Source organism: Chryseobacterium aquifrigidense, assembly GCF_006716485.1.
Classification (GTDB): domain Bacteria; phylum Bacteroidota; class Bacteroidia; order Flavobacteriales; family Weeksellaceae; genus Chryseobacterium; species Chryseobacterium vietnamense.
In genome coordinates, this window is record NZ_VFPD01000001.1 from 2,294,305 (window position 1) to 2,319,803 (window position 25,499).

A 25,499-nucleotide genomic window follows, 5' to 3' on the forward strand; every position below is an offset into this window, starting at 1 on the left:
CGCAAGTAAATTATGCTGTTAAAAAAACCAACGCAAATGAATTCACAATTCATTATTGGTATTAAAATAAAACGCCCATACTTTCTGCTGAAAAATCAAGAAGTGCTTCAGTATTGCCATCTTTGATCTTCTGTACCCATTGGTGATCCTGAAGAATAGCTCTTCCTACCGCAACAAGATCGAATTCTTCATTATCAAGTCTTCTGATCAGTTCTGTAAGATCACTTTTTTCTGTTCCCTGTCCTGCAAAAGCATTAAGGAAATCTCCGTTTAAGCCTACAGAACCTACTGTAATAGTTGGCTGTCCGGTAATCTTTTTGGCCCATCCTGCAAAGTTTAAGTCAGAGCCTTCAAATTCCGGCTCCCAGAAACGGCGCTGTGAACAGTGGAAAATATCTACACCTGCTTCTTTTAATGGTAATAACCATTCTTCCATTTCATTTGGAGTGAATGCCAGTCTGGTTTTATAATCCTGTTGCTTCCACTGTGACAGACGGATAATAATGGTAAAGTCCTCTCCTACTGCTGCTCTGATCGCTTTTACCACCTCTACAGCAAACCTGCTTCTTTCTTTTAATGTTTTACCACCATACTCGTCAGTTCTTGTATTGGTCACTTCCCAGAAAAACTGGTCGATAAGGTATCCGTGAGCGCCATGAATTTCAATACAATCAAAACCAAGATCTTTTGCAGATTTTGCAGACGCTGCAAACTGTGCTATCGTATCCTGAATATCTTCAATCGTCATTGTTGAAGCTTTTTCCATGGGAACTAACGGATAGTCTTCGGACATCCTTGTATCACCTACGTGCCAGATCTGAGGCCCCATTTTACCTCCATTCTGATGTACAGTATCGATGACATTTTTCCAGCCGTTCAAGGCTTCTGTTCCATAGAAATCCGGAATATTCTGCATATTTTTGGATCCTGGTCTGTTGATCACAGTTCCTTCGGAAAGAATCAATCCTACTTCTGAAGCGGCTCTTCTTCCATAATAATCTGCGATACTTTGAGTAGGAACTCCATTGTCAGATTGTGCTCTGGTCATAGGAGCCATTACGATTCTATTTTTAAGCTGTAAATTCTTGTATTGAAACGGTTTAAATAATGATGATGTGCTCATATTTAAATTTATATTTTATAATTGTTACACAAAGTAACTAATAATAGTTCACTTTTGTATCTTTTATTAAAAAAATAGTGGTAACTTCGCAGTAACTTACATTAGTAACATCAAAGTAACACATGAAATTCCGGTTTCATATGGTTTTAAAATAAAGATCTCTCTATGAAAAAGAATGAATTAATGCAATACAGCTGTCCTCTGGGTAAGGCAATGGCCGCTCTGGGAAGCAAATGGAAGCCTATTATTGTTCTTGTTATTAAAGACAGGAAGTTACGTTTTGGAGAACTGGCAGTACGCATTAATGTCATTTCCAGAAAGGTATTAACTGATCAACTGAGGGAGATGGAAGCTGATGGGCTGGTGGTTCGTGAAGAGTTTAAAGAACTACCTCCAAGAGTAGAATATTCTCTTACAGAAAAAGGATTGGCTTTGCTGCCAATTTTATATTTACTGGAAGAGTGGGAAGCTAAATATCAGGTAAAAGGATCGCATGAAGATAAGGATTGCGCTTTTTTGAATGAGGAGGTAAAAAATAAAAAGGCTGTCAATGTTTGATAGCCTTTTACTTTAAATTATACTTTCAAAAAGGTAAGTATATCACCAAAAGGTAAGTATATAGGTTTAAAAGCATTTCTGATGCAAATTTGCAGGAAAATATTCATTATGAATTACAAAGAAATTGCAAAAGAAACTATTGGAAATCTGTATAAAGCCCACAACAGCATTAGAAAATCCGGGATTGATGAAAAATTAATTGCACTCGTTGAACTACGGATTTCTCAAATCAATGGTTGTGCCTATTGCTGTAGCTATCATGCAAAAGAACTCTCTGATTTTGGCTTTGAACAGGATGTTATTAACAGACTTCCAGGCTGGAAACATACCAATGCCTTCACTGATCAGCAAAAGCTTGTTTTAGAATGGGCTGAAACTATTATTTACAGTAAAGATGATTGGCAAAATATCAAATCAAAGCTGATAGAGCAATTCACTGAGAGAGAATTTGTAGAACTTACAGCAAGTATAACCCTGATGAATACTTTGAATAAATTGAGGATTACATTGGCTGAAAAGGACTAGCAAACAAAAAACCGCTCCCCAAAGGAAACGGTTTTATATTTATTTAAAATCCCATTAGAATATCGCAGGATATTTCTGAGGATTTGTTTCATTAAACATTGCGTAGATTTTTTCTACCATATCGTCTGTAGATGGCTTGCTGAAATAGTCACCATCACTTGCATAAGCAGGTCTGTGATCATTGGCAGAGATCGTCAACGGATCTGAATCCAGATATCTGAAAGCTTTCTGCTTTTCAAGGATCTGCTGCAAGATGAATCCTGTAGTTCCTCCTTCCACATCTTCGTCAATCACGACTAATCTGTTGGTTTTCTTAACACTTTCAGCAATTTCGTGAGATAAATCGAAAGGAATTAAAGACTGAATATCAATCACTTCTGCAGAAATTCCCAGTTTTTCCAATTCGTTGGCAGCTTCTGTTACAATTCTCCATGTAGAACCGTAAGTCACCAAAGTAACGTCTTTACCTTCTTTAGTTACTTCAATTTTCCCTACAGGAACTGTGAATTCGCCTAAGTTATCCGGTTGTTTTTCCTTTAATCTGTATCCGTTCAGACATTCTACGATGATCGCAGGTTCGTCGGCCTGAAGCATTGTGTTATAGAATCCGGCAGCTTTTGTAAGGTTTCTAGGCACCAATACCAGAATTCCTTTTGAAAGGTTAAGAATACCCGCCATTGGAGAACCTGAGTGCCAGATTCCTTCCAATCTGTGACCTCTTGTTCTGATGATTAACGGAGCTTTCTGACCTCCTTTGGTTCTGTAATGTACTGTTGCCAGATCATCACTCATTCCCTGTAAACAGTAAAGAACATAGTCTAAGTACTGGATTTCAGCGATTGGTCTTAAACCTCTCATCGCCATACCAATTCCCTGTCCAAGGATCGTTGCTTCACGAATTCCCGTATCAGCGATACGCAGAGCACCGTACTTTTCCTGCATTCCTTCCAATCCCTGGTTTACGTCACCGATGTTTCCGGTATCTTCACCAAAGATTAAGGTTTCAGGATATTTTTCAAAAATTTTGTCAAAATTGTTTCTGATCACTACTCTTCCGTCTACCTCTTCAGAGCTGTCAGAATATACAGGTTTGATTTCCTGTACATTTTCAGCCTTCCATTCAGACTGAGAGTATAAGTGGGAAGAATAGTTGTCTTTTTCAACAGCAGATACTTCATTATATTTCTGCATCAACTGATTTCTTTCTGCAGAATTGGTTCCTCTTGTCGCCAGTAAAGACTGTCTTACCAGATGGAAAATATCTTTCTTCGCTTTTGAAACCAGTTTATTGAAATGAGCAATATAATTTTCTACTTCAGCATTTTGTCCTTTAAGATTTTCTACTAAAGGTAAAATAGACTGAATAAGTTCAGAAATTGCTTTCTGATAGTTTTCCCAGGCTATTTTTTGTCCTGTTTTTGCCGCTTTTTTCGCTTCTTCATCTATAGCTTCCAGTTCTTCAGCGGTAGCAATCACTTCTTCTTTTCCATCAATTTCGATAGAATAGTTCAGGATCCATTCTTTAAATTTTGCCAGACCATCATACTCAGCTTCCCAGGCCAGACGTTCTTCGTTTTTATATCTTTCGTGAGATCCGGATGTAGAATGTCCCTGAGGCTGGGTAACATCTACCACATGCACTACCACCGGTACACTTTCTGTTCTTGCAAAATGTTCTGCCTTAGCATAAGCATCCAATAATGCAGGATAATCCCAGGCTCTCACCTGGATGATTTCACATCCCTGATTATCGCCTTCTTTTCTCTGGAAACCGCTTAGCATTTCACTGATATCAGCTTTTGCTCTCTGGTTTTTCGTAGGAACTGAAATTCCGTATCCGTCATCCCAGATAGAAACGATCATAGGAACCTGAAGTGCACATGCAGCATTCAGAGTTTCCCAGAAATGACCTTCTGCTGTAGAAGCATCCCCAATTGTCCCGAAAGCAATTTCGTTCCCTTCTCTTGAGAATTTTTCTGAACCGTCAAATTTTACGCTTTTATAAATAGTAGAAGCCTGAGCCAGTCCCAATAATCTTGGCATCTGCCCGGCTGTAGGAGAAATATCCGAAGAAATATTTTTCTGAGCTGTCAAATCTTTCCAGCTTCCGTCTTCATTTAAACTTCTTGTTGCAAAATGCCCGTTCATTTGTCTTCCCGCTGAAGCAGGCTCTCTTTCCACACTGGTATCTGCATACATCTGTGCAAAGAAACTCTCTACTGTCAATGCATCTATTGCCAATGCAAAAGTCTGATCCCTGTAATATCCTGAACGGAAGTCTCCATTTCTGAAAACTTTCGCCATTGCAAGCTGAGGAAGTTCTTTCCCATCCCCAAAAATTCCAAATTTAGCTTTTCCAGTGAGTACTTCTCTCCTTCCGAGATAAGACATTTCACGAGAGATCCTTCCTAACCTGTAGTCTCCAAGTATCTGATTTTTAAAATCTTGAAAGGATATTTGCTGTGTTTCAATATAGGTTGTTTGCATAGCTAAGTAAAAAAGTTTTTTAATCTTCAAGTATTTTGCTAATATACACTTTTTAAATTAATTTTAATTTTTAATAATCTTTTTTAAAAATTTGATAATAAAAAAAATTGTGCTTTATTTTGAAAAAAATTGTAAATCATGGAAAAAAAATCACCTCACATCTTGAATGCTTCCAGCAATCTTTTAGGATTTTCTTTAATTATTATTACCTCATTGAAAATCTCTAAGATCAGTCAGAATACGTATTTGGACGAATTTGCCGGATTTGCCTCTATTCTTTTTGCCTGCAGCTGTTTCTTTTCATTTCTGGCAATCAGAACAGAAAACAAAAAGCGGGAATACACGTTTGAGAACATTGCGGATTATTTATTTTTAATTGCTTTATTTTGTATAGTTCTAGCTGTTATTATTGTAACCCTGAAAATTATTTAATTTAAAATTTTCGCTCAATTCTATAGTTCATGGCAATATATAAGGACAACCACAGGGAAATGTGAAAATTCATCAATAAGCTCTTTTCTGTTTTTTAAACTGAAATCATATGAGATTGTGAATATAAAAAAAGAAAGTGCTCTGTATACATTTCCAGTTTCCTGAAAACCTATACAAAACACTTTTGTTTTGATTAGAGTAAAGATAGAATTATATCTTCTGAACGGTTACATTGGTAACATTTCCACTTCCTGTAGATCCTGTTTCTGTTGCAATAATGGTAGCATTTTGATTGGGAGCTGCTGTAAAACGGATCTGATATCCGGCTGTAGGAGCTACCACTACGGTTGTATAGTTCATCAATTCACCTACCGTTCCCGAAGAAGCAACTGCATTATAATGGCTTCCTCGTCCCAGGTAATTAGCATCCGGTACAGGTCTGATACCGATGAGCAACTGAGTATCTGCCGGCATATTGGTAAAACTTGCCTGTAACGTTATCAAATAATTCCCAGCCTGATTGAAAGTTAATACTCCGGTTCCTGCATTATAAGAGTAGAAGGGAGAAGTTGCTAACGGTGTAGCAAATAATAAAGTAGTAATTGTAGAAGAACTGATGTTCTGGTTAGCAGCTAAACGTGCATGAAACAGAGAATAAGCAGTGAAATCAATAGTCTTTAGTACTCCGGTAGCATCCGCTACAACCACCCTGTCAGTTCCTCCGACACCTATATTCGAATTAATATTACGGATACGGGCATTTCCGGAGGCCACGTCTAATTTTTCACTTGGAGAAGTTGTACCAATCCCTACTTTAGCAGTAGAAGTCACGCTAAAATCATTATCCTGTTGGGTTACAGAAGGAATTCCTGTGGAAGGATTGTCTTTAGAACCGTCAATATGAAATGTTGTCTGGGGATTCTGAGTACCTATTCCCACTTGTGCGTACGTAAGAAAGCTTGAAGTGATAGCACACGCTACCATCATTGTTTGGATTTTTTTCATTATTTGTTGTTTTTTCTTGCGACAAATTAACAAAAAATATACTGAAACCCAATGAATTATTAACAAGCACTTTATTTGAATGATGCAAAATATTAATTTACAGTAATTTACTGATACAAAAAGAACAGACTAATCACAACTCATTGAATTATTGAGAGATAGAGCTATTTTCTTTCCAATAATAAGAACTTTAGATACCATGCAGGATCAAAGGGAAAAAGAGAAAAAAAAAGCAGAAATACCTTAAAAAGTATTTGCATCAGAATTTTCGCTCAATAACATAATCCAGCATAATATGCAATGATTTTCTGGCTTCAGAATCCGGAAATTCATTCAGAATATCTTTTGCTTTCTGCTGAAAATCTTTCATGATGGTAATAGCGTATTCCAGTCCACCGGAACTTTTAACAAATTCTATCAGCTCTTTTACACGCTTAGGATTGTTATTGTATCGTTTTATGGTATCGAAATAGTATTTTCTATCCTTTTCATTGGCTATTTTCAGGGTATGAATCAAAGGCAGTGTCATTTTCTGTTCTTTAATATCAATTCCTACAGGTTTACCGATCACGTTAGAACTTAAATAGTCGAAAAGGTCATCTTTGATCTGGAATGCCATTCCGGTAAAAGTACCGAAATCCATCATCTTCTTGGCAAGAGCTTCATCTGCATTGTTGGAAAGAACTCCTATTTCGCAACATGCTGCAATCAGAGTAGCTGTTTTCTGACGGATAATTTCATAGTATACATCTTCTGTAATATCCAGTTTTCTGGCTTTCTCCAGCTGAAGAAGTTCTCCTTCAGACATTTCACGGATCGTTCTGGAAATAACTCCAAGCAGATCATAATCTTTGTGATCTGTAGAGAGTAAAACTGATTTTGACAAAAGGTAATCCCCTACCAAAACCGCAATTTTATTTTTCCACAGCGCATTGATTGAGAAAAAATTACGACGTTTAAAGCTTTCATCCACCACATCATCATGTACCAGAGTAGCCGTGTGGATCAGTTCGATCATTGAAGCACCACGGTATGTTTTTTCCGTCACTTCACCTACCAGCTTGGCACAAAGAAACACAAACATAGGACGCATCTGCTTTCCTTTGGTGGTAACAATAAAACGGGTTACTTTATCCAATAAAGCTACTTTACTCTGCATTGATTCATAAAACTTCTGTTCAAAAAGTTTCATTTCATCATTGATCGGTCGTTTAATCTCTTCTACTGTATTTGCCACAATCTGCGATGCTGGGTGAATAATTATTAATTCTCACAAAGATAATTTTTTTCGCTCAATTTTAAGGCAAATTAATCTTTGAGTTGATCTTTCGGAATAAAATAAAATGAAGGTTTTGTAGTTCCCAGTGGAGACCTGAACTTTTCTCCTGAAATATAAATTCCTGTTTCATCTACACTTATTCCCTCAATCTGTGCCAATGAAAGCGCAGACCCAAGGTAATAATGCCTGGGTTTTCCTTTAAAAAATATTCCGGGTTCTGTTTCCGTAAAAATATCTAAAAAGACTTCGGTTTTCTTGGTGTATCCTACCAAATAAAGCTTTTTATCAAAATATGAGGCATCAGTAACCACAAAACCGGTTTTATAAGTTTCTATTTTCTCTGCCTGTTGCAGTTCTGAAATTTCAGGATCTACGGTATAATGTGAGGTTGCTTTTGAGGCCCATTCTTTGGTAAATATATGAAGCTTTCCATTCAGATAAATCATGGCTTCCGCATCAAAGTCGTTCCTGGTATTTTTAGAAATAAACTCAGTCTGCTCCGGATAATAAAAAAGAACCTTTGTTCCGTCTAAGGCTCTTTCTGAACCGGGAATTTTAATGGCATTAGACTCATCCAGACGTTGGTATGGGACTTTGTAAATCATCAGATCCTTTCTTGTTCCGGTATTATTCCCGAAATCTCCGATATAAAAATTTTCTCCATCATTGGCTAAGGCTTCCCAGTCCGTATTGATTAAATTGGTTTTCAGAGTTCTTATAATTTCTCCACTTTTTTTATCAATCTCAAAAAGCTCGGCAGCATTTCCACTGTCATTGAATGTATACAGTTTTCCATTGAAAATATTCAGTCCTGAAGTTTCTTCAATCCTGTCATCAAGATAATTAACTCTGTATTTTTTTATTTTCAGAAAATCAGTCTGCTGGGAAAATGCAGGTTGGATAACAAAAAGAGCAACAATCAGGAGGATTTTTTTCATAAGACAAAAATAGGGTTTTATTGTGAGTTTGAAGATTGGTGGGTTTGAGGGTTTGAGAGCCTGAATGAGACGAGATTTTGGGTTTCGGGATTCGAGTTTGAGGTGAAATCTAGATTCCTACAGAATGGACAAAGTGTTGTTGCTACTTTAAAAAAGTCTCCTTCAAAAATAGAAAAACGGACTAAAGCAGCCCGTTTTTCACTTAGATTTCTATTGGTTTTAAATCAGAAGTTAAGCCGTTTTCTGCTCTTTCTGATTTTGCTGTTGTTCTTTCTTTTGTGCCTGTCTGGCAAAATACTCTTTCTGATATTGTCTTACCGTCTTTCCGGTTCCGTCATGTCTCCATCCCGGAGAATTGAAAATATAATTGATTCTGTCTGTAAATTTTAATCCCGGCTGCTTCAGATCTTTCCAGATTTTTCTCCATTCATAAAAAAGCACAGTATCCGGTCTGTTATCCGGCATTTTTGGATAGATTCCATATTTTACAGGTACATTCGGATCTTCTTTTTGGAAGGTTCCAAATATTTTATCCCAGATAATGAGACACATTCCCATATTTTTATCCAGATATTTCACGTTACATGCATGGTGCACACGGTGATGGGAAGGTGTTACCAGGATATATTCCAGGAATCCCATAGTTTTCACAGTCTGCGTATGTACCCATGTTCCATACACCTGTCCGATAGCGTATGCTACCATAATATGCCATGGATTGAATCCTAAAAATGCAAGCGGTGAAAAATACAAATATCTGTAAAGAGGCTGTAATACGGGACTTCTGAATCCTGTTGTCAGGTTAAAATATTCTGAACTGTGGTGCGTAATATGAACTGCCCAGAACGCTCTGGAGCGATGGTCTACATAATGCAGCACATAATAAGCAAAGTCTGTGATGATAAAACAAGCCAGCAAATACCATACACTAAGATCCCATGAAAAAAGTCTGTGATGGTAAAAGAAAAACATCACTCCCATGGCAAATGCCTTCATGATAAGGTCAAGGCCAAAGTTCATCAATGCAAGATAAACATTGGTGGCAAGATCTTTCCCGCTATACAATTTAGCTTCTGAAACGTGGCTGTAAATCATTTCAGCTAAAATAACAGTAGCATGCAATGGGATCGCCCATGCATACACATTTTCCAGCCCGTCCTCGCTCATAAGAAAATCCATCATCACAAAATAATTTGTGCAAAGGTAGGGTTTTAACCTATTTTTTAAGAAAGTTTTAGGCTTTTTTTAAGGAAATTTTAATCTGTTGTTTTGTTGGCTAACTGTCCGCAAGCGGCATCAATATCACCTCCACGACTTCTTCTGACCATTACCGTTACGCCTGCATTTTCAAGTTGACGGATGTAATTTTCTTCCGCCTGTTTATTGCATTGATCGTATTTTCCATCCCCGATCGGGTTGTATTGAATCAGATTTACTTTTGAAGGAACCTGTTTGCAGTATTTAATTAAAGCTTTAATATCTTCATCACCGTCATTGATTCCTTTCCATACGCAGTATTCAAAAGTAATAACAGAACCGGTTTTCTGATACCAGTACTGAAGAGCCTCCATAATATCCGTTAACGGGAATTTATCAGAGAAAGGCATGATCTCATTACGTTTGGATTCGATAGCAGAGTGAAGGGATAAAGCCAGCTTCACACGCAGTTCGTCATCTGCAAGCATTTTGATCATCTTAGGAATACCGGATGTAGAAACGGTAATTCTTCTTGGAGACATTCCCAAACCTTCCGGCTGGGTGATTTTTTTGATGGCTTCCACTACGTTTTTGTAATTCATCATCGGCTCTCCCATTCCCATAAATACGATATTGGAAAGCGGCCTGTCGAAATACATTCTGCTCTGGCTGTCAATCAGAGCTACCTGATCTACAATTTCAGCGACTTCAAGGTTTCTCATCCTTTTCAGTCTTGCTGTAGCACAGAATTCGCAGTTTAATGAGCATCCTACCTGTGAAGATACACAGGCTGTAGTTCTTGTTTCTGTAGGAATAAGAACAGATTCCACCATCAGTCCGTCGTGAAGTTTCACTCCGTTTTTGATGGTTCCGTCAGCGCTTTTTTGAAGAAGGTCTACGGAAACAGGATTAATGGTATATTCTTCCGAAATTCTCTCACGAAGTGATTTTGAAAGATTCGTCATTTCGTCAATCGAATGGAGGTTTTTACTCCATAGCCAGTCATAGACCTGTTTCGCGCGAAACGGCTTTTCTCCTAAAGACACAAAGTAGTCTTTAAGCTGGTCTAATGATAATGTACGGATATCTTTCATAATATTAAAGAGCCAAGTTAAAAGTAAAAGGTTTAAAGTTTAGTATTGTTAACTATTGCAGCCAAAATGTTTTTCAATTCATTACTTTCATTCAATAAAGCTTTAAATTCTTCAGAATCATAACCATCTAATCCTTCTAAAACGCGAAGCCAAAAATGACTTTCTCTGGCTTCTCTTAAAGCAATTTTTACTTTATTTTTAAAATCTGCTTTAGAGGATCCTGCTTGGGATTCTTCATAATTAGCGCCTATTGAAGTAGCTGATTTTCCGAGCTGAAATCTTATTAATTTACTTTCAGAATCATTGGGAAGCGTTCTTAAAAACTTAAGACAATCAACCCCAAATGTAAAAGTTCTTATAAGTAAATCATTTTGTCTCATTTCTACTTGTATTACCTTTAACTTGGCTCTTTTTACTTTTTTTTATAGAATTAACATTGCGTCACCGTAAGAATAGAATTTATACTTTTCTTTTACGGCTTCTTCATAAGCGTGCATTACGAAATCTCTTCCCGCAAATGCTGCAATCATCATGATCAGAGTAGACTTCGGTGTGTGGAAGTTCGTGATCATTGAGTTCGCTACTCCAAAATCGTGAGGAGGATAAATGAATTTATTTGTCCATCCGTTGAAAGCAGAGATTTTTTTGTTTGAAGAAACAGAAGTTTCCAGTGCTCTCATGGTAGTAGTTCCTACTGCACATACTCTTCTGTGAGTTTCAACTGCTTTATTAATGATGGCAGCATTTTTCTCATCGATGATAATTTCTTCAGACTCCATTTTGTGTTTGGAAAGATCTTCTACCTCAATCGGGTTGAATGTTCCCAATCCTACGTGAAGGGTAACTTCAGCAAAATTGATCCCTTTGATCTCCAATCTCTTCATCAAATGCTTTGAGAAGTGAAGACCTGCTGTAGGTGCAGCTACTGCTCCTTCTACTTTTGCATAGATCGTCTGATATCTTTCTGCATCTTCAGGTTCTACTGCTCTTTTGATATATTTTGGAAGCGGAGTTTCTCCCAATTCTTTTAGTTTTGTTCTGAATTCGTCGTAAGAACCGTCGAATAAGAATCTTAATGTTCTTCCTCTTGAAGTTGTGTTATCAATAACCTCAGCTACCAAAGACTCGTCTTCTGTGAAGAATAATTTGTTACCAATTCTGATTTTTCTTGCCGGATCTACCAAAACGTCCCAAACTCTGGTTTCTTTATCAAGCTCTCTTAATAAGAAAACTTCAATTTTAGCACCTGTTTTTTCTTTATTTCCGTAAAGACGTGCAGGGAAAACTTTTGTATTGTTGAAGATGAACAAATCCTCTTCATCAAAATAATCCACAACATCCTTGAATAATTTGTGCTCGATAGTTTGTGTTTTTCTATCAAGTACCATTAATCTCGCTTCGTCTCTGTGCTCTGATGGGTGTTCTGCTAATAATTCCGCAGGAAGATCAAAATTAAAATCTGATGTTTTCATTTTTTAAATTACGGTTTAAAAATTATTGAAATTACAAGGTGTAATTTTCGGAGTGCAAATATACGACATTGAACACCCCTTTGTCAAGTATTATTTACAATCAAATATAAAACCGTGATTTTACGGGCAGTTTCAAGGTATAAAAAGAGTATTTTTGGGAAAATTAAAATTCAATATGGAATCTGTAAGCAAAATATACTTCATTGATAATCCGTATCCTGAAGGTCATGCAATTGAAAATTTCAGCTGGAGCGGGCGGATTGATGAATATGGATTTATCTGGTTTGATTTTCATTTAAAAACTGAAAATTATTATGCCAATGATGATGAAAACAATGAAGACGAGGACGAAGATCTGTCCGACTGGGACTCCAAAATCGTATGGAGAAATTATCACGCCTGTACACTTTCTTCCAATTATTGGGGTGAACAGAGAGGCATCAGAATTAACAACCTTGATGAAAAGCTGGATTTCGATGCTGTTGTTAAAAATGACCTTTTCAGTAATGATCTCCCTTCTGAACAACATTCTGATGATGATGATCTTGCTTTCAACATTTACCTGCTGGGACATGACAGCTGTGCAGGGCATCAGATCCGGTTTTCAGAAACAGATCATAATCGGTATAATATTACATGGACGGGCAAAATAGCGCTTACCTACGCAGGCGATCATGAGTTTGCACATGATTTCAAAGCCAAAATTTTCAATGCTGAATTTGAAGGCTTTCACTATCCCAAAACCTGGTCGCTGGAAAAAGCAACTGAAATGTTCAATGCCAGACTTGCCAATTTTGAAGAGTACGAATTTGTAGATCTGAATCCTAAAAGTAACAAAAGGGAGTATAAACTCGACAAACTGAAATAATAACACTATAAAAGCAACAAATAAAAAAATATCATTATGAGCAAATATTCGATAGAAGCATTTATCAACGAAACGAAGGAAAACCCACAACAAAGAGATTATTTTGAACTGGAAACAAAGCATCTTCTGGAAATCAACCTTAACAATCAGGCAGTGTGGACGAAAAGAGGAAGCATGGTAAGTTATGTGGGAAATATCAATTTTGAAAGACAGGGAATGCTGTCCGGAGGACTTGGAAACCTTTTAAAGAAAGCTATCAGTGGTGAGGGAGCCAGACTGATGAAAGCAGAAGGTACCGGAAAACTATATGTGGCAGATTCCGGGAAGAAAGTCCGTATTTTATATCTGAATAATGAATCTGTTTGTGTAAACGGAAATGATATTCTTGCTCACGAACAAAGTGTGAAAAGTGATATCACCATGCTAAAAAGTATCGCAGGAATGATGTCCGGAGGTCTTTTTCAGGCAAAACTTTCAGGAACAGGACATATTGCCATTACCACCCACGGAGATCCTCTTACGCTTTTGGTAACTCCGGATACTCCTGTTTTCACAGATCCTAATGCTACTGTTGCCTGGTCCGGAAACTTAAGCCCGGAACTGAAAACCAATGTTTCTTTCAAAAGCCTTATCGGAAGAGGAAGCGGAGAAGAGTTCCAGATGAAGTTTTCAGGACATGGATGGGTACTGATTCAGCCTTATGAAGAGGTATACTATATGGAAAAATAAAACAGACATAAGCTAGAAGTGATTTAGAATTTTCGTAATAATTAAGATTTGCAGCCCATGAATATCCTTATAAAGCTATTTTTTGTGATCATCATACTACCTAACGTAATGATAGCGCAAACTTCAAAGAAAAATTACGAATACACTATAGATCTGCTTCATATGTCCAATGATGAAGTCCGGGTATCTTTTTCACCTCCAAAGAGTAATCTTAAACAGGGAAAATTTATCATTCCCAAACTGGTACCCGGATTTTATCAGGCTATGAATTTCGGACAATATGTTTCTGATTTCACAGCCACTGATAAAAACGGTAAAAAAGTAGTAACCGAACGTCTGGACAAAAACAGCTGGATGGTACACGATCTCAATCGGGTAAAGAAAATATCTTATCAGGTAGCTGACGGATGGGACTCTTTGGAAAAAGAATCCAATGAAGCCCGATCTGCTGGCAGTATGTTTATAAAAGACAGAATTTTTGTCATCAACTATAATTCTTTAGTAGGATATTTTGAAGAAATGAAAGATATTCCTTATCGGATTACGATTACAAAAAACAAAGATTTTTATGCTTCTTCCGCTTTAGATTATCAACAGAAAAATAAGAATACGGATATAGTACGGGCAAAGGATTACCGCGAACTGGTAGATTCTCCTGTTTTATATTCTGTTCCCGATACTACATGGCTCAAAATAGGGCACACCGATGTGCTTGTATCATTCTATAATAAAAAGGAAAGGCATTACTCCAAAACAATTGCTCGCGAACTAGAAAACATTCTGAAAAATCAGCAGGCGTATCTTGGTGGAACATTACCGGTCAACAAATATGCATTCCTGATCTATTATGAATCATCCAACGAGAATGGATTTTTGGGAGACGGACTTGAGCATTCCCACTCTACGGTCTGCCTGTACCGTTCCGGAAGTATGAAGTTTCTTCCCAATGCATTACACAGGGTTGCTTCCCATGAGTTTTTCCACGTTGTTGCCCCACTCAATATTCATTCAGGAGAAATTCAGCATTATGATTTCATGAATCCTGTTATGTCTGAACATTTGTGGCTCTATGAAGGGATGACAGAATATGCGACCATTCATATGCCTGTCAAACAAAAAATGATCAGTCTGGAAGATTTTGAAAGAAGTCTGGAAGAAAAGATCAAAGGCATGAAAGAATTTGACAACACTCTTTCTTTTACAGAAATGAGTAAAAAATCCATGGAAAGACAGGACCAGTATATGAACTTTTATATGAAAGGAGCTTTGCTCGGGCTTTGTTTAGATATACGGCTAAGAGAACTTTCTCATGGGAAAACCGGAACCCAGGATCTGATGCAGATGCTTATGAAAAAATATGGAGCAGGTAAATATTTTAATGATAATGAACTTTTTGACGAAATTACAAAAATGACCTATCCTGAAATACGTACATTTTTCACAGATTATATAGAGGGTACCCAACCTGTTCCTTTGAAAGAATACCTGGAAAAGGCAGGATTCAATTATGATGAAACTACTGGAAAAGTAACTGCCGTATCCCATCCTGATTCAAAACAAATTGCATTAAGAAAAGCCTGGATCAATCAATAATTTTTCATGCAGATAACAAATATTAAAAAAATATAAATGAGCAAAACCGAGAAAAAAGTGAAAATTAACAACCTGTAATTCAATAACTCAAAAACCATTCAACTTTAAAATCCACCAACCTGCAAATTCTTACAAACCGCCTCCATTACTTCATTATCATATTGCCCATCACTTTATCGGGATTTAAAAAAAGTTTTAATATATTTAAAAAAAATATTGATGAACAATAGTAACTCCCGCAGAACCTTTCTTAAGACTGCTGCTTTAGCAAGCTTTGGAGCATTGGTTTTACCCAATTCTTTATTTGCTTATTCCAATGATTTTAAAACAGATAAAAAAGTCCGCGTTGGTTTTATCGGCGTAGGTCTTCGTGGTCAGGAGCATGTGAAATTGCTGGCAAAACGTAATGATGTAGAAATTGTTGCGTTTGCAGATCCGGAGAAACGAATGCTTGCCGCGTCTCAAAAAATACTTAAAGACAACAATAAACCGGCTGCCCAGGAGTTTTCCAATGGGGAATACGACTATCGGAATCTTTTAAAATTAAAAACAATAGATGCTGTTGTTATTGCAACGCCATGGGAATGGCATCTTACCCAAGGTGTGGAAGCCATGCGCGCTAAAAAAATTGTAGGCATGGAAGTTTCTGGAGCTATTAAGCTTCAGGACTGCTGGGAGTTTGTAAAGGTATATGAGGAAACAAAAGTTCCTATCTTTATGATGGAAAACGTGTGCTACCGCAGAGATATTATGGCCATCCTGAATATGGTGCGTAAAGGAATGTTCGGGGAACTGGTACATGGAAGAGGCGGTTATCAGCATGATCTGAGAGGTGTTCTCTTCAATGACGGGGTTAATCCATACAATTCCGGTGCTGAATTTGGAGAAAAAGGATTCAGTGAAGCAAAATGGAGAACCGAACATTATGTAAAACGTAACGGGGAGCTTTATCCTACCCATGGATTAGGCCCGGTTGCCATGATGATGGATATCAACAGGGGAAACCGTTTAACAAAACTTTCTTCATTCTCTTCAAAATCCGTGGGACTTCATAAATATATTGTTGAGCATCCCAAAGGCGGGGAAAACCATCCTAATGCCAAAGTAAAATTCAACCAGGGAGATATCGTAACCACTCAGATTGCCTGTGCCAACGGGGAAACCATTCTTCTTACTCATGATACGAGCTTACAAAGACCTTATGATCTTGGTTTCAGAGTTCAGGGAACAGAAGGATTGTGGCAGGATTTCGGTTGGGGAGATTTTAACCAGGGACATATTTATTTTGAAAAGACCATGAATCATACCCACCGTTGGGACAATACTGAAAAGTGGATGAAAGAACACGATCATCCGATGTGGAAGAAGTTTGAAACTACCGCTGCAGGCGCCGGACATGGCGGAATGGATTTCTTTGTGATGAATACTTTTATTGAATGTATTAAACGAAACATAGAATTCCCGATGGATGTATATGATCTTGCCCTGTGGTATTCGATTACCCCATTGAGTGAAGAGTCTATTGCCAAAGGCGGTCAGGTAGTTGACATCCCTGATTTTACCAATGGAAAATGGAAAACCCGCAAACCAGTATTTGGAATGACCGATGAGTTCTAAGAAAACATTACTCATATTGGCAGGCGGATTGGGCAGCAGATATAAAGGACTCAAGCAGATAGATGGAATACTTGATAACGGTTCGCCGATTCTTGAGTATTCTATCTTTGATGCGCTGGAAGCCGGTTTCCAAAAAGTAGTTATTATTGTCAACAAACTGATTCCTGAAAGTTATATTGAAAGACTCAACCAGATTTCAAAAGCTAAAAACTTTGAATTGCACTGGGTATATCAGGAGAAAGATACTATTCCTATTTCACTGGAAGGTTTTGATTATCCTGATCGTGAGAAACCATGGGGAACTGCCCATGCCGTACTTTGTGCCAAATATTCAATACAGGAACCTTTTGTGATGATCAATGCTGATGATTTCTATGGAAAAGAAGCCTATCAGCTGGCTGCCCATGAAATTAATCATCACCATATTTCAGATACACAATTAGGGATGATTGCATATCCTGTGGGTACAACATTGAGTGGAAATGGTGCTGTAGCAAGAGGAATCTGTACGCTGGATGCTGAAAATTATCTGATTAAAGTAGAGGAACAAACCTCTATCCAAAGAATCAACAGTTCAATTATTTATGTTGAAAATGGAGAAAATATAAAATTAGATCCCGAAACATTGGTATCCATGAACTTTTTTATTTTCCATCCTCATATTTTCTGTTATCTGGAAGCCTATTTCTATGATTTCATAGAATCTGATCCGCTGCCTAATCAGGAATTTTATATTCCTTCTGCGGTACAGAGAATGATGGACGAAAACAGAGTAAAGGTAAAGGTGAAAGCATCTCCGTCCCGATGGATGGGGGTTACCTATGCTGATGATAAAAAGGAAATTATAGATTTTCTGACTTCAGAGATTAACCATAACAGATACCCGGAAGATTTATGGAGATAAATGCTATTGTTGCTGAATTTATTACTACGGATAATTATAACTTTACTCCTATTACTGATGGATTAATTAATACAACCTATCTTTTGGAGGATAAAGATCAGAGCAGAAAGTTTATTCTGCAGAAAATCAACAATCATGTTTTCAAACAGCCGGAAGTAATCGTAAATAATCATTTGTTAATTAACGAAATTCTCAGGTCAAATGATTATCATTTTCAGATTATCGAACCTGTCAGGTCTCTGGCCAATAAACTTCTGGTAGAAGATATAAATGGCGAACCGTGGCGCATGTTAAGTTTTGTAGAAAATAGCGTTACATTCCTTACCGCTCCATCTTTACAGACGGCCTTTGATGCTGCTAAAACCTTCAGTTATTTTCTAAACACTGTTAATACTGAAAAACTGCCTGCTATTGAAGATTCTCTTCCCAACTTCCTTAATTTTGAAAAAAGGGTTGCAGATTATAAAGACTCACTAAAAAACGCAGCGCTTCATTTAAGAGAAAACGCTAAGGCTGAAATAGAAATCACCAACCAGCTTCTGTCCTTGCCTGATCACTGGATCAAAATGGAGAAAAACAATCAGATTCCTAAAAGAATTATTCATGCAGATGTAAAAATCAGTAATATTCTTTTTGATCAAAAGCATAACCCATTAGCTGTAATTGATCTGGATACTATGATGATTTCTACCATTTTATATGATTTCGGAACGATGATCCAGTCTTATACCAATACCACACAGGAAGATGATGGAACAGCCCAAAACAATTTCAATCCTGAAATGTATAAGGTTGTAAAAGAGGGATTTTTATTCTACTTAAAAGAAAAACTGACACCCGAAGAATCTGATCATCTTGATTATGCAGCGCAAGTCGCCATTTATATTCAGGAACTTCGTTTTTTGACGGATTACCTTAACGGAAGCACCTACTATTCTGTCACGCATCCTGAACACAATCTGGACAGAACCAAAAACCAATTAGAGCTATTGAAAGGATTGAGAGAATATCTGGGAACTAGTTGAGAGTTGGAGAGTTTGAGAGCTGTGTTTATAAAGTGCATAGATTCCTACGGAATGACAAGGTGTATGGATAAATAAAGCGTACCAGTTATCCATTCCGCAGGAATTTATATGTTTACAATTTAAGCACTATAACCCGCAAACTCTCCCACTCTCAAACCCTCCAACTCCCCACGACTCTTCTCACCCTAAAAACTCCAGAACTTTCTTCCACTCTTCCAGTTTTTTTTCAAAGGAAACCGTATGAAGCGGACTTGTAGAAGGCAATAAAAAAATGGGAAGTTTATAATTTTTACCAAGAAGTTTCAGCAAGTTTTTATAAGATTTTCCACCATTGCAAAATATGGCTTTGATGTTCGGATGTTCTTCAAGCAATTCTTCAATTTGATTAGCTTCTTCATTCCTGATTTCAGAATCCAGGCTTCCTTTTCGCTCGCAAGAATCAATCACATCCCAAAGCGCAATATGATGTTTCTTTATGGTTTCAATTCTTTGGATATAATCATCAGTAAAATCCTCATTCAGCAATTCAAAAATGATTTTCCAGAATTTGTTTTGTGGATGCCCATAATACTGCTGCTTTTCCAGTGATTTTACTCCGGGAATTGAGCCTAGAATCAGAATTTCAGACTGAGAGTCAATAATGGGTGAAAATGAAGAAATACGGTTTTGCATACCCAAATATAGAGATTTAATTTATTTTAATCAGGTTGGAAGCTGGGAGCCTGAAGAAGGAAGTTATTGAAGTTATAAAAAACGGGTTGCCCATATTTTCATCTTTCTAAACAATGATATCATTAATTTATAACAGTCTCTATAAATGTTAAGATTAACAGCTACTTCCAGCTTCCAATAGCCTGAATTAAATTCCTTTAACCAACGTAGTTATTTAGGTTTTAGCTAAAGCTATTGGAATTTTTAATCATAAAAAAACGGGCTAAAGCCCGTTTCTATTGATGTTTTATATTATTGTTCTTATAAAGTTTCCTTCAGCCAATCGAAGAATTCTCTCTGCCATACCAGTCCGTTTTGCGGATGAAGTACCCAGTGGTTTTCGTTCGGGAAGTATACCAGTTTAGATTTTAATCCTCTTAATTTTGCAGCCTGGAAAGCTTCCTGCCCCTGCTCGTAAGGAACACGGAAATCGATTCCACCCTGAACAATCATGATAGGTTTGTTCCATTTTTCTACAAAGTTGCTTGGGTTGAATTCTGTATATGCTTTTGGAAGTGGTTTTTCCCATGGAGAACCAAGATCCCAATTCGCAAACCAAAGTTCTTCGGTAGTCAGGTACCAGGATTTCATATCAAATAATCCATCATGAGCGATGAAAGTTTTGAATCTGTTCTCATGAATTCCTGCCAGCATAAATACACTGTATCCTCCGTAGCTAGCTCCTACAGCAGCTACTCTGTCTCCGTCTACGTATGGTAAAGTTTTTGCAAAGTCTGTTGCTGCCAGATAATCTCTCATAGGCTGTCCTCCCCAGTCTTTTGAAATTTCTTCATTCCATTTTGTTCCCCAGCCCGGCATACCTCTTCTGTTTGGAGCTACCACAATATAATCGTTGGCTGTCATTAAGGCAAAGTTCCATCTTACACTGAAATATTGAGTAAGCGCAGACTGTGGACCACCCTGGCAGTATACCAGCGTTGGGTATTTTTTGTTCGGATCAAAGTTCGGTGGATAGTGGAACCAAACTCCCATTTCCTTACCGTCTGAAGTTTTCACCATTTTAAGTTCGGATTTCCCTTGAGCTAACTTAGCGTATGTTTCTTTGTTGGCTTCAGTTACCTGCTTCATTTCTCCGTTTTTAACGTTTACAGAGAATAATTCTGTAGCATGGTTCACGTCTGTTCTTCCTACTAACAGTGAAGTTTTATTGTCTGTAAAGATTTCGTTTACGTCAAAATCTCCTTTGGTAATCTGCTGTACTTTTGCTGATTTTGAATCCAGCGAGAAAAGTTGTTTTGTTCCTCTGAATGCCGCTGTAAAGTAGATTGTTTTTGAATCTGCTCCCCAAAGCACATCTCCTGAAACACTTTCATCCCAGCCTGAGGTAAGATTAGTGGTCTTCCCTGACTTCCAGTCCAGGATTTTTACATCATTCTTGTCTGCTTCGTATCCATCTCTGGCCATACTCTGCCAGATTAAAGATTTTCCGTCCGGACTGAATTTTGGGTTTACATCATATCCTTTGTTGGATTCTGTAAGGTTTTTGGTAGTACCTGATGCCAAATCGTAAGCAAAGATATCCGTGTTGGTGCTTGTAGCATATTCTTTACCGCTTTTAGGTTTGGTAACATATAAAAGCTGTGCAGAATCCGGGCTCCAGATAAAATCTTCTGCACCCCCGAAAGGTCTTTGTGGGGAATCCCATGTTTTTCCTTCCAGCAGGTCTTTAGCTGATTCTGCTTTATCAGAAGTATTCACTACAAATACATGGTTATATTTTCCTTCATTGAAATAATCCCAGTGTCTGTGGTTCAGGTCTGTATACACCTGAGCCGTTGTTTTAGGAGTATCACTGAATTTATCTTTGCCCATTACTTTCTCTACCAACACCTGCTTACTGAAGGCAATTTTCTTTCCGTCAGGAGAAATGACAACATTATCAGCTTCCCCGATGGTATAAAATTCTGTCCAGGTTTTTCCGGCATCTTTAGAAAGATAGATTTTATCACCTTCCTGAGCATAGATCCCGTTTTTATCCCACTGAATAAGTGCTTTTTTACCGAAATCAATTTTGGAAGACTGATGATTAAGAACATTTAGAAAATAGTTCTCATTTTTTGTTTTCTCTGTTTTCAGATCAACCTGTCCTACTTTATAGATAAGGGAACCCTGATCCGGTGAAACTGCCTGTACTCCAACTTTTTTCAAAGTCCAAAGAATTTCAGGCGTCATTACTTGTTGTGCATTCATTAAAAGCGGAGCTGCCAAAGCCAGCAGACTGTACTTAAGTTTCATATGTTGATATTCATTTTTTAACGGATGTACAAAATAAACTGATCTCCTACATCCTTTTATTAAATTCAAAGATTGCCAAAGTTAATATTTAAAATAAAAATGGACGAAAGAATTAACATTAAGTTTTTAAAGTTGATAAATAATTGATTTATGTATGGCAAAAGTTTATTAGTTTTACAAAAGACTAAACTAATACCCATTTTTATATGAAAAAATTTATACTTTTTTCTTCACTCTGTGTATCTTCATTCTTTTTTTCACAGCTTACGATGAGTCCTTTTCCAAGTCATTATGATAATCCTTATCTGGCCGCCATTTCAGGAAACGGAACAATTTATTATACAACCGATGGAAGTACCCCGACACTGAACTCAGCCTCTGCAGCCAACAGTGTACAAATCCTTATTGACCAGAATAAAGAAATTAAAGCCTTTCTTGTTAACGGCCAGGGAAATTCTTCTGCTGTCATCAGTAAAAAGTACTACACCGGAGTGATTCCCTCTGCTGTCATTTATTTTAAAGCACCTTCCACATGGACGTCAGGAAGCTGTGTCATGGTGGATTTGGTTAACCCCAATGCCGTTAACGGTTTTGCTATGGATACCTTCTGGCCGGGAATTACTATGCAGCCTGCAGGATGTGAGTCGTGGTATAAAACAACCAGAAATTTTGAAAATGCCAATCTGCGTTTTAACAACTGTACTCTTTTTGAGAATATCCCTCAAACTATCAGCACCAGTCTGATTCCGGCGGGAAGCACTATTTACTACGATTTTACAGATGGTGTGATAACAACTCCGCCTTCCTGCTTATTTTTGGCAAGCGATGAAACACCATCAAAAAATAAAAATGTTTTAATCAAGGTGTATCCGGATCCGGTTTCAGATATTTTAAAAGTACATACCGACCGACAGTTCCAGGACTATGAAATTATAGATGTGAGTGGAAAAGTTCTTCTTAAGGACCGGTTTACCAAAGAAATTGTGATCATTCATCTTGTTTCAGGAAATTACTTTCTAAGAATGAAAGACCAACAAGGCGATTTGGTTGTAGTAAAATTCATTAAGAAATAAAAAATTCCGCTCTGAAACAGGGCGGAATTTTTTTGATTGTTTATCATTTATTATTCTCCATCTGAGAACATAGAGTTCGCCAGAGAAGTTACGATTGACAATAATATACTGAAGATAAATGCCCACCAGAAGCCATCTACGACCATGCTGTCTATGAAATAGTCTGCAATCAGGACAATTGCGGCATTAATTACCAGGGCAAAAAATCCTAAGGTAAGAATGGTCAGCGGAAGACCAAACAGACTTAAAATAGGCTTTACAAATATGTTCAGAACCCCAAGTACAATAGCAAAGATAATGGCTGAAGAGAATCCTTCAAAATGTACTCCGGGTAAAATTTTGGTTAAAAGGTAAGCGACAATCGCGGTAATAAAAAGTCGGATAATTAAGTTCATTGTGATATTTTTTAATGTTTATGGGGTTTATGGAGCAAAAGCCATTCCATTCCGCTAAAAAGAATTCTCTGAAACCCTTTATTGAAGGAATATTTCGACTTTTATTTCCTTTAAATTCCTATTTTATTTTCATCATCGTGACCAATGAAGTTGCCACATGGCTTTCTGAATCAGATCCTTCGGTCTGGACATAGATTTCCGTTCTCACTACAATAATTTTTCCACCTCCTTTGATGACATAAGATTTTGAAACCAGGGCGTCTCCCATTGCCGGGCGAAGGTAATTCACTTTCAGCTCAACAGTCACTACATAACAGTCTTCCGAATAGTGGCTCACAGCGGCGTATCCTGAAGAAACGTCTACCAGAGAGGCGATCATTGCTCCGTTGAACATTCCTGCTTTTCGGGTCATCATTTCCATTTTAGGAATCTTCATGGATATAAAATCGGTTTCTACTTCCAGCAGTTCTGCTTTATAAAACTGTAAGGTTTCCGAACGGCCGAAGCTGTCTGTAATGAGTTTCTTTTTTTCTGGTGTCATGAATTTTATTTTAAACAAAGGTAAGCGCTACAACGTTTTTGATCTCCATGATCTTATATTTTTTCATTAAAAAACCGTTTCAACACTCGTGAAACGGTTTCTTTCTGGCTTTTTAAACCTTCTTACACAACAAACGATAACTTTTCAGATGAGTCTGACGCTTTCAGATGATGATCTTCTTTGATCATTTCGGCTGCTTTTTCACCTATCATAATGGTAGGTGCATTGGTATTTCCGGAAACCACATCCGGCATAATAGATGCATCTGCTACCCTTAATCCTTTTATTCCATATACTTTCAGTCTGGGATCTACTACAGAATAGCTGTCGGTTCCCATTTTACAGGTTCCTGTCATATGATGATAGGTAGAGCATGATTTTTTAATATAATCAATGACTTCTTCTTTTGTTTTTCCTTCTCCGGGATAGATTTCACCGTCATTCCATTCTTTCATAGCTTCTGTTCTTCCCATTTCACGACATATTTCGACACATTTGTAGAGAGCTTCCAGATCGGATTCTTCAGAAAGATACATCGGATTGATTTCCGGTGAAGCTAAAGGATCGGAAGAAGTAAGTCTGATATATCCTTTACTGGCAGGTCTTATAAATCCTGCGCAGAATGTAAAAGCGTTTTCCGGTCCTGTGAATCCTGGGCTGTAATAAGGAAGTCCCATGAACAAAGGCTGAAGATCCGGGAAAGCCATTTCTTCTTTGCTCTTCCAGAATAACTGTGCCTCCAGGAGATTGGCTTCCGGAGCAGGAATTTCTTTTTTAGCTTTAAAAATAACACTTGTCAGAAGATGATCCTGAAGGTTTTTCCCAACTCCTTTCAAATTTTTTACCACTGGTATTCCAAGTGATTCCAGTTCCTTTTGATCACCAATTCCGGAAAGCATCAGAAGTTTGGCAGATTCTATGGTTCCACAGGATACAATCACTTCTTTTTCGGCTTCTACTTCTACTAATTCACCATCTCTCAAATACTGAACTCCAATACATTCGTTTTCTTCAAAAATTAATTTCTGAGCCAGCGCATTGGTTTGGATATGCAGATTGGAACGTGATTTTACAGGATCCAGAAATGCTTTTGCCGTAGAACATCTTTTGCCATCTTTTCCTACACTAAGGTGGTTAAGACCTGCTCCCCAGATTTCTTTATTAAAATCATCCGTCAAAGGATAGCCCAGTTCTTTACAGGCTTCAATAGCACTTACTGAAATGGCATTCGGCCGTTTGATCCTGCTAACAAACAGTGGTCCTGCCCCTCCATGAATATCATCTTCACCCTCTTCATGGGTTTCTGATTTTTTAAAATAGGGCAAAACACTTTCCCAGTCCCAGCCTACACATCCTTTATAAGCCCAGCTATCATAATCCTGCTGATGTCCTCTGATGTAAATCATTCCATTGATGGAACTTGAGCCACCCAATGTTTTACCGCGGGGCCAGTATCTTGTATTTCCTCCTGCATGTTCCTGCTCAACGGTATGATAGGCCCAGTCCCTCTCCGTATTCCAGATAGCGGGCCACCGTGCCTGTTCCTCCACTTCAGCCACTTTATCATCGGGACCTGCTTCCAGCAGGAGTACATTTATATTTTCGTTCTCACTTAATCTGTTGGCTATTACAGCTCCTGCCGAACCGGATCCGACAATTATAAAATCGTATTTCATG

24 protein-coding genes are annotated in these 25,499 nt (G+C 37.7%); 10 read left to right on the forward strand and 14 right to left on the reverse strand.

Going from position 1 to position 25,499, the window contains the following annotated elements:
• Positions 1-61 precede the first annotated feature (61 nt).
• Entirely contained in the window at positions 62-1,123 is a 1,062-nt protein-coding gene (locus tag FB551_RS10265; RefSeq protein WP_142017233.1) for an NADH:flavin oxidoreductase, read from the reverse strand.
• Positions 1,124-1,288: 165 nt separating this feature from the next.
• Here FB551_RS10265 and FB551_RS10270 point away from each other — a divergent pair, with 165 nt between their 5' ends.
• Together FB551_RS10270 and FB551_RS10275 are read left to right on the forward strand one after the other, a co-directional pair.
• A complete protein-coding gene (locus FB551_RS10270; protein ID WP_142017235.1) occupies positions 1,289-1,681 on the forward strand; it encodes a winged helix-turn-helix transcriptional regulator in 393 nt (130 codons plus the stop codon).
• 108 nt (positions 1,682-1,789) lie between these two features.
• Complete coding sequence (locus tag FB551_RS10275; protein ID WP_142017237.1) at positions 1,790-2,206, forward strand: carboxymuconolactone decarboxylase family protein; 417 nt, start codon at positions 1,790-1,792, stop codon at positions 2,204-2,206.
• Positions 2,207-2,260: 54 nt separating this feature from the next.
• Here the strand turns inward: FB551_RS10275 and FB551_RS10280 are convergent, their stop codons facing one another.
• Positions 2,261-4,693, reverse strand: coding sequence for an alpha-ketoacid dehydrogenase subunit alpha/beta (locus tag FB551_RS10280; protein WP_142017239.1), 2,433 nt, complete (start codon positions 4,691-4,693; stop codon positions 2,261-2,263).
• Between the two features lie 138 nt (positions 4,694-4,831).
• Between FB551_RS10280 and FB551_RS10285 the strand changes: the two genes are divergently transcribed.
• On the forward strand, positions 4,832-5,125 hold the full coding sequence (locus FB551_RS10285) for a hypothetical protein (RefSeq protein WP_047433723.1): 294 nt from the start codon (positions 4,832-4,834) through the stop codon (positions 5,123-5,125).
• Positions 5,126-5,335: 210 nt separating this feature from the next.
• On the opposite strand, the gene FB551_RS10290 is transcribed toward FB551_RS10285, so the two are convergent.
• The 7 genes from FB551_RS10290 to queA all read right to left on the reverse strand — a co-directional run bounded on the left by FB551_RS10290 (position 5,336) and on the right by queA (position 12,110).
• On the reverse strand, positions 5,336-6,130 hold the full coding sequence (locus tag FB551_RS10290) for a hypothetical protein (protein ID WP_052187105.1): 795 nt from the start codon (positions 6,128-6,130) through the stop codon (positions 5,336-5,338).
• A 259-nt stretch (positions 6,131-6,389) separates the two neighbouring features.
• Complete coding sequence (locus tag FB551_RS10295; protein WP_047433724.1) at positions 6,390-7,367, reverse strand: polyprenyl synthetase family protein; 978 nt, start codon at positions 7,365-7,367, stop codon at positions 6,390-6,392.
• Between the two features lie 71 nt (positions 7,368-7,438).
• Positions 7,439-8,347, reverse strand: coding sequence for a hypothetical protein (locus FB551_RS10300; protein WP_142017241.1), 909 nt, complete (start codon positions 8,345-8,347; stop codon positions 7,439-7,441).
• A 231-nt stretch (positions 8,348-8,578) separates the two neighbouring features.
• Positions 8,579-9,529, reverse strand: coding sequence for a sterol desaturase family protein (locus tag FB551_RS10305; RefSeq protein WP_142017245.1), 951 nt, complete (start codon positions 9,527-9,529; stop codon positions 8,579-8,581).
• A gap of 74 nt (positions 9,530-9,603) precedes the next feature.
• Positions 9,604-10,638: a 23S rRNA (adenine(2503)-C(2))-methyltransferase RlmN gene (rlmN, locus tag FB551_RS10310; protein WP_047433728.1), complete on the reverse strand. Its 1,035-nt coding sequence runs from the start codon at positions 10,636-10,638 to the stop codon at positions 9,604-9,606.
• Positions 10,639-10,670: 32 nt separating this feature from the next.
• Positions 10,671-11,018, reverse strand: a complete 348-nt coding sequence (locus FB551_RS10315) for a four helix bundle protein (protein ID WP_047433729.1) — start codon at positions 11,016-11,018, stop codon at positions 10,671-10,673.
• 42 nt (positions 11,019-11,060) lie between these two features.
• The gene (gene queA, locus FB551_RS10320) at positions 11,061-12,110 is read right to left on the reverse strand and encodes a tRNA preQ1(34) S-adenosylmethionine ribosyltransferase-isomerase QueA (protein WP_047433731.1); all 1,050 of its coding nucleotides are present in this window, start codon (positions 12,108-12,110) and stop codon (positions 11,061-11,063) included.
• Positions 12,111-12,264: 154 nt separating this feature from the next.
• Here queA and FB551_RS10325 point away from each other — a divergent pair, with 154 nt between their 5' ends.
• The 6 genes from FB551_RS10325 to FB551_RS10350 all read left to right on the forward strand — a co-directional run bounded on the left by FB551_RS10325 (position 12,265) and on the right by FB551_RS10350 (position 18,846).
• The gene (locus FB551_RS10325; RefSeq protein WP_226798668.1) at positions 12,265-12,978 is read left to right on the forward strand and encodes a hypothetical protein; all 714 of its coding nucleotides are present in this window, start codon (positions 12,265-12,267) and stop codon (positions 12,976-12,978) included.
• 36 nt (positions 12,979-13,014) lie between these two features.
• Complete coding sequence (locus FB551_RS10330) at positions 13,015-13,707, forward strand: AIM24 family protein (protein WP_047433734.1); 693 nt, start codon at positions 13,015-13,017, stop codon at positions 13,705-13,707.
• 84 nt (positions 13,708-13,791) lie between these two features.
• Complete coding sequence (locus tag FB551_RS10335; RefSeq protein ID WP_226798669.1) at positions 13,792-15,300, forward strand: M61 family metallopeptidase; 1,509 nt, start codon at positions 13,792-13,794, stop codon at positions 15,298-15,300.
• A gap of 219 nt (positions 15,301-15,519) precedes the next feature.
• On the forward strand, positions 15,520-16,917 hold the full coding sequence (locus FB551_RS10340) for a Gfo/Idh/MocA family protein (protein ID WP_142017249.1): 1,398 nt from the start codon (positions 15,520-15,522) through the stop codon (positions 16,915-16,917).
• Entirely contained in the window at positions 16,907-17,821 is a 915-nt protein-coding gene (locus FB551_RS10345; RefSeq protein ID WP_142017252.1) for a nucleotidyltransferase family protein, read from the forward strand. Before FB551_RS10340 ends, FB551_RS10345 begins: the two co-directional genes overlap by 11 nt.
• Entirely contained in the window at positions 17,812-18,846 is a 1,035-nt protein-coding gene (locus tag FB551_RS10350) for a phosphotransferase enzyme family protein (protein ID WP_142017254.1), read from the forward strand. Before FB551_RS10345 ends, FB551_RS10350 begins: the two co-directional genes overlap by 10 nt.
• Positions 18,847-19,026: 180 nt before the next feature.
• Here FB551_RS10350 and FB551_RS10355 read toward each other — a convergent pair whose 3' ends face one another.
• Positions 19,027-19,518, reverse strand: coding sequence for a DNA-deoxyinosine glycosylase (locus tag FB551_RS10355; RefSeq protein ID WP_142017256.1), 492 nt, complete (start codon positions 19,516-19,518; stop codon positions 19,027-19,029).
• A 300-nt stretch (positions 19,519-19,818) separates the two neighbouring features.
• The gene (locus FB551_RS10360) at positions 19,819-21,813 is read right to left on the reverse strand and encodes a S9 family peptidase (RefSeq protein WP_142017258.1); all 1,995 of its coding nucleotides are present in this window, start codon (positions 21,811-21,813) and stop codon (positions 19,819-19,821) included.
• Positions 21,814-22,019: 206 nt separating this feature from the next.
• Between FB551_RS10360 and FB551_RS10365 the strand changes: the two genes are divergently transcribed.
• On the forward strand, positions 22,020-22,886 hold the full coding sequence (locus tag FB551_RS10365; protein WP_142017260.1) for a chitobiase/beta-hexosaminidase C-terminal domain-containing protein: 867 nt from the start codon (positions 22,020-22,022) through the stop codon (positions 22,884-22,886).
• A 50-nt stretch (positions 22,887-22,936) separates the two neighbouring features.
• Here the strand turns inward: FB551_RS10365 and FB551_RS10370 are convergent, their stop codons facing one another.
• The 3 genes from FB551_RS10370 to FB551_RS10380 all read right to left on the reverse strand — a co-directional run bounded on the left by FB551_RS10370 (position 22,937) and on the right by FB551_RS10380 (position 25,498).
• The gene (locus tag FB551_RS10370) at positions 22,937-23,281 is read right to left on the reverse strand and encodes a phage holin family protein (RefSeq protein WP_142017262.1); all 345 of its coding nucleotides are present in this window, start codon (positions 23,279-23,281) and stop codon (positions 22,937-22,939) included.
• Positions 23,282-23,399: 118 nt separating this feature from the next.
• Positions 23,400-23,822, reverse strand: coding sequence for a PaaI family thioesterase (locus FB551_RS10375; RefSeq protein WP_142017264.1), 423 nt, complete (start codon positions 23,820-23,822; stop codon positions 23,400-23,402).
• A 122-nt stretch (positions 23,823-23,944) separates the two neighbouring features.
• Positions 23,945-25,498: a GMC family oxidoreductase gene (locus FB551_RS10380; protein WP_142017266.1), complete on the reverse strand. Its 1,554-nt coding sequence runs from the start codon at positions 25,496-25,498 to the stop codon at positions 23,945-23,947.
• Between the last annotated feature and the right edge of the window lies 1 nt (position 25,499).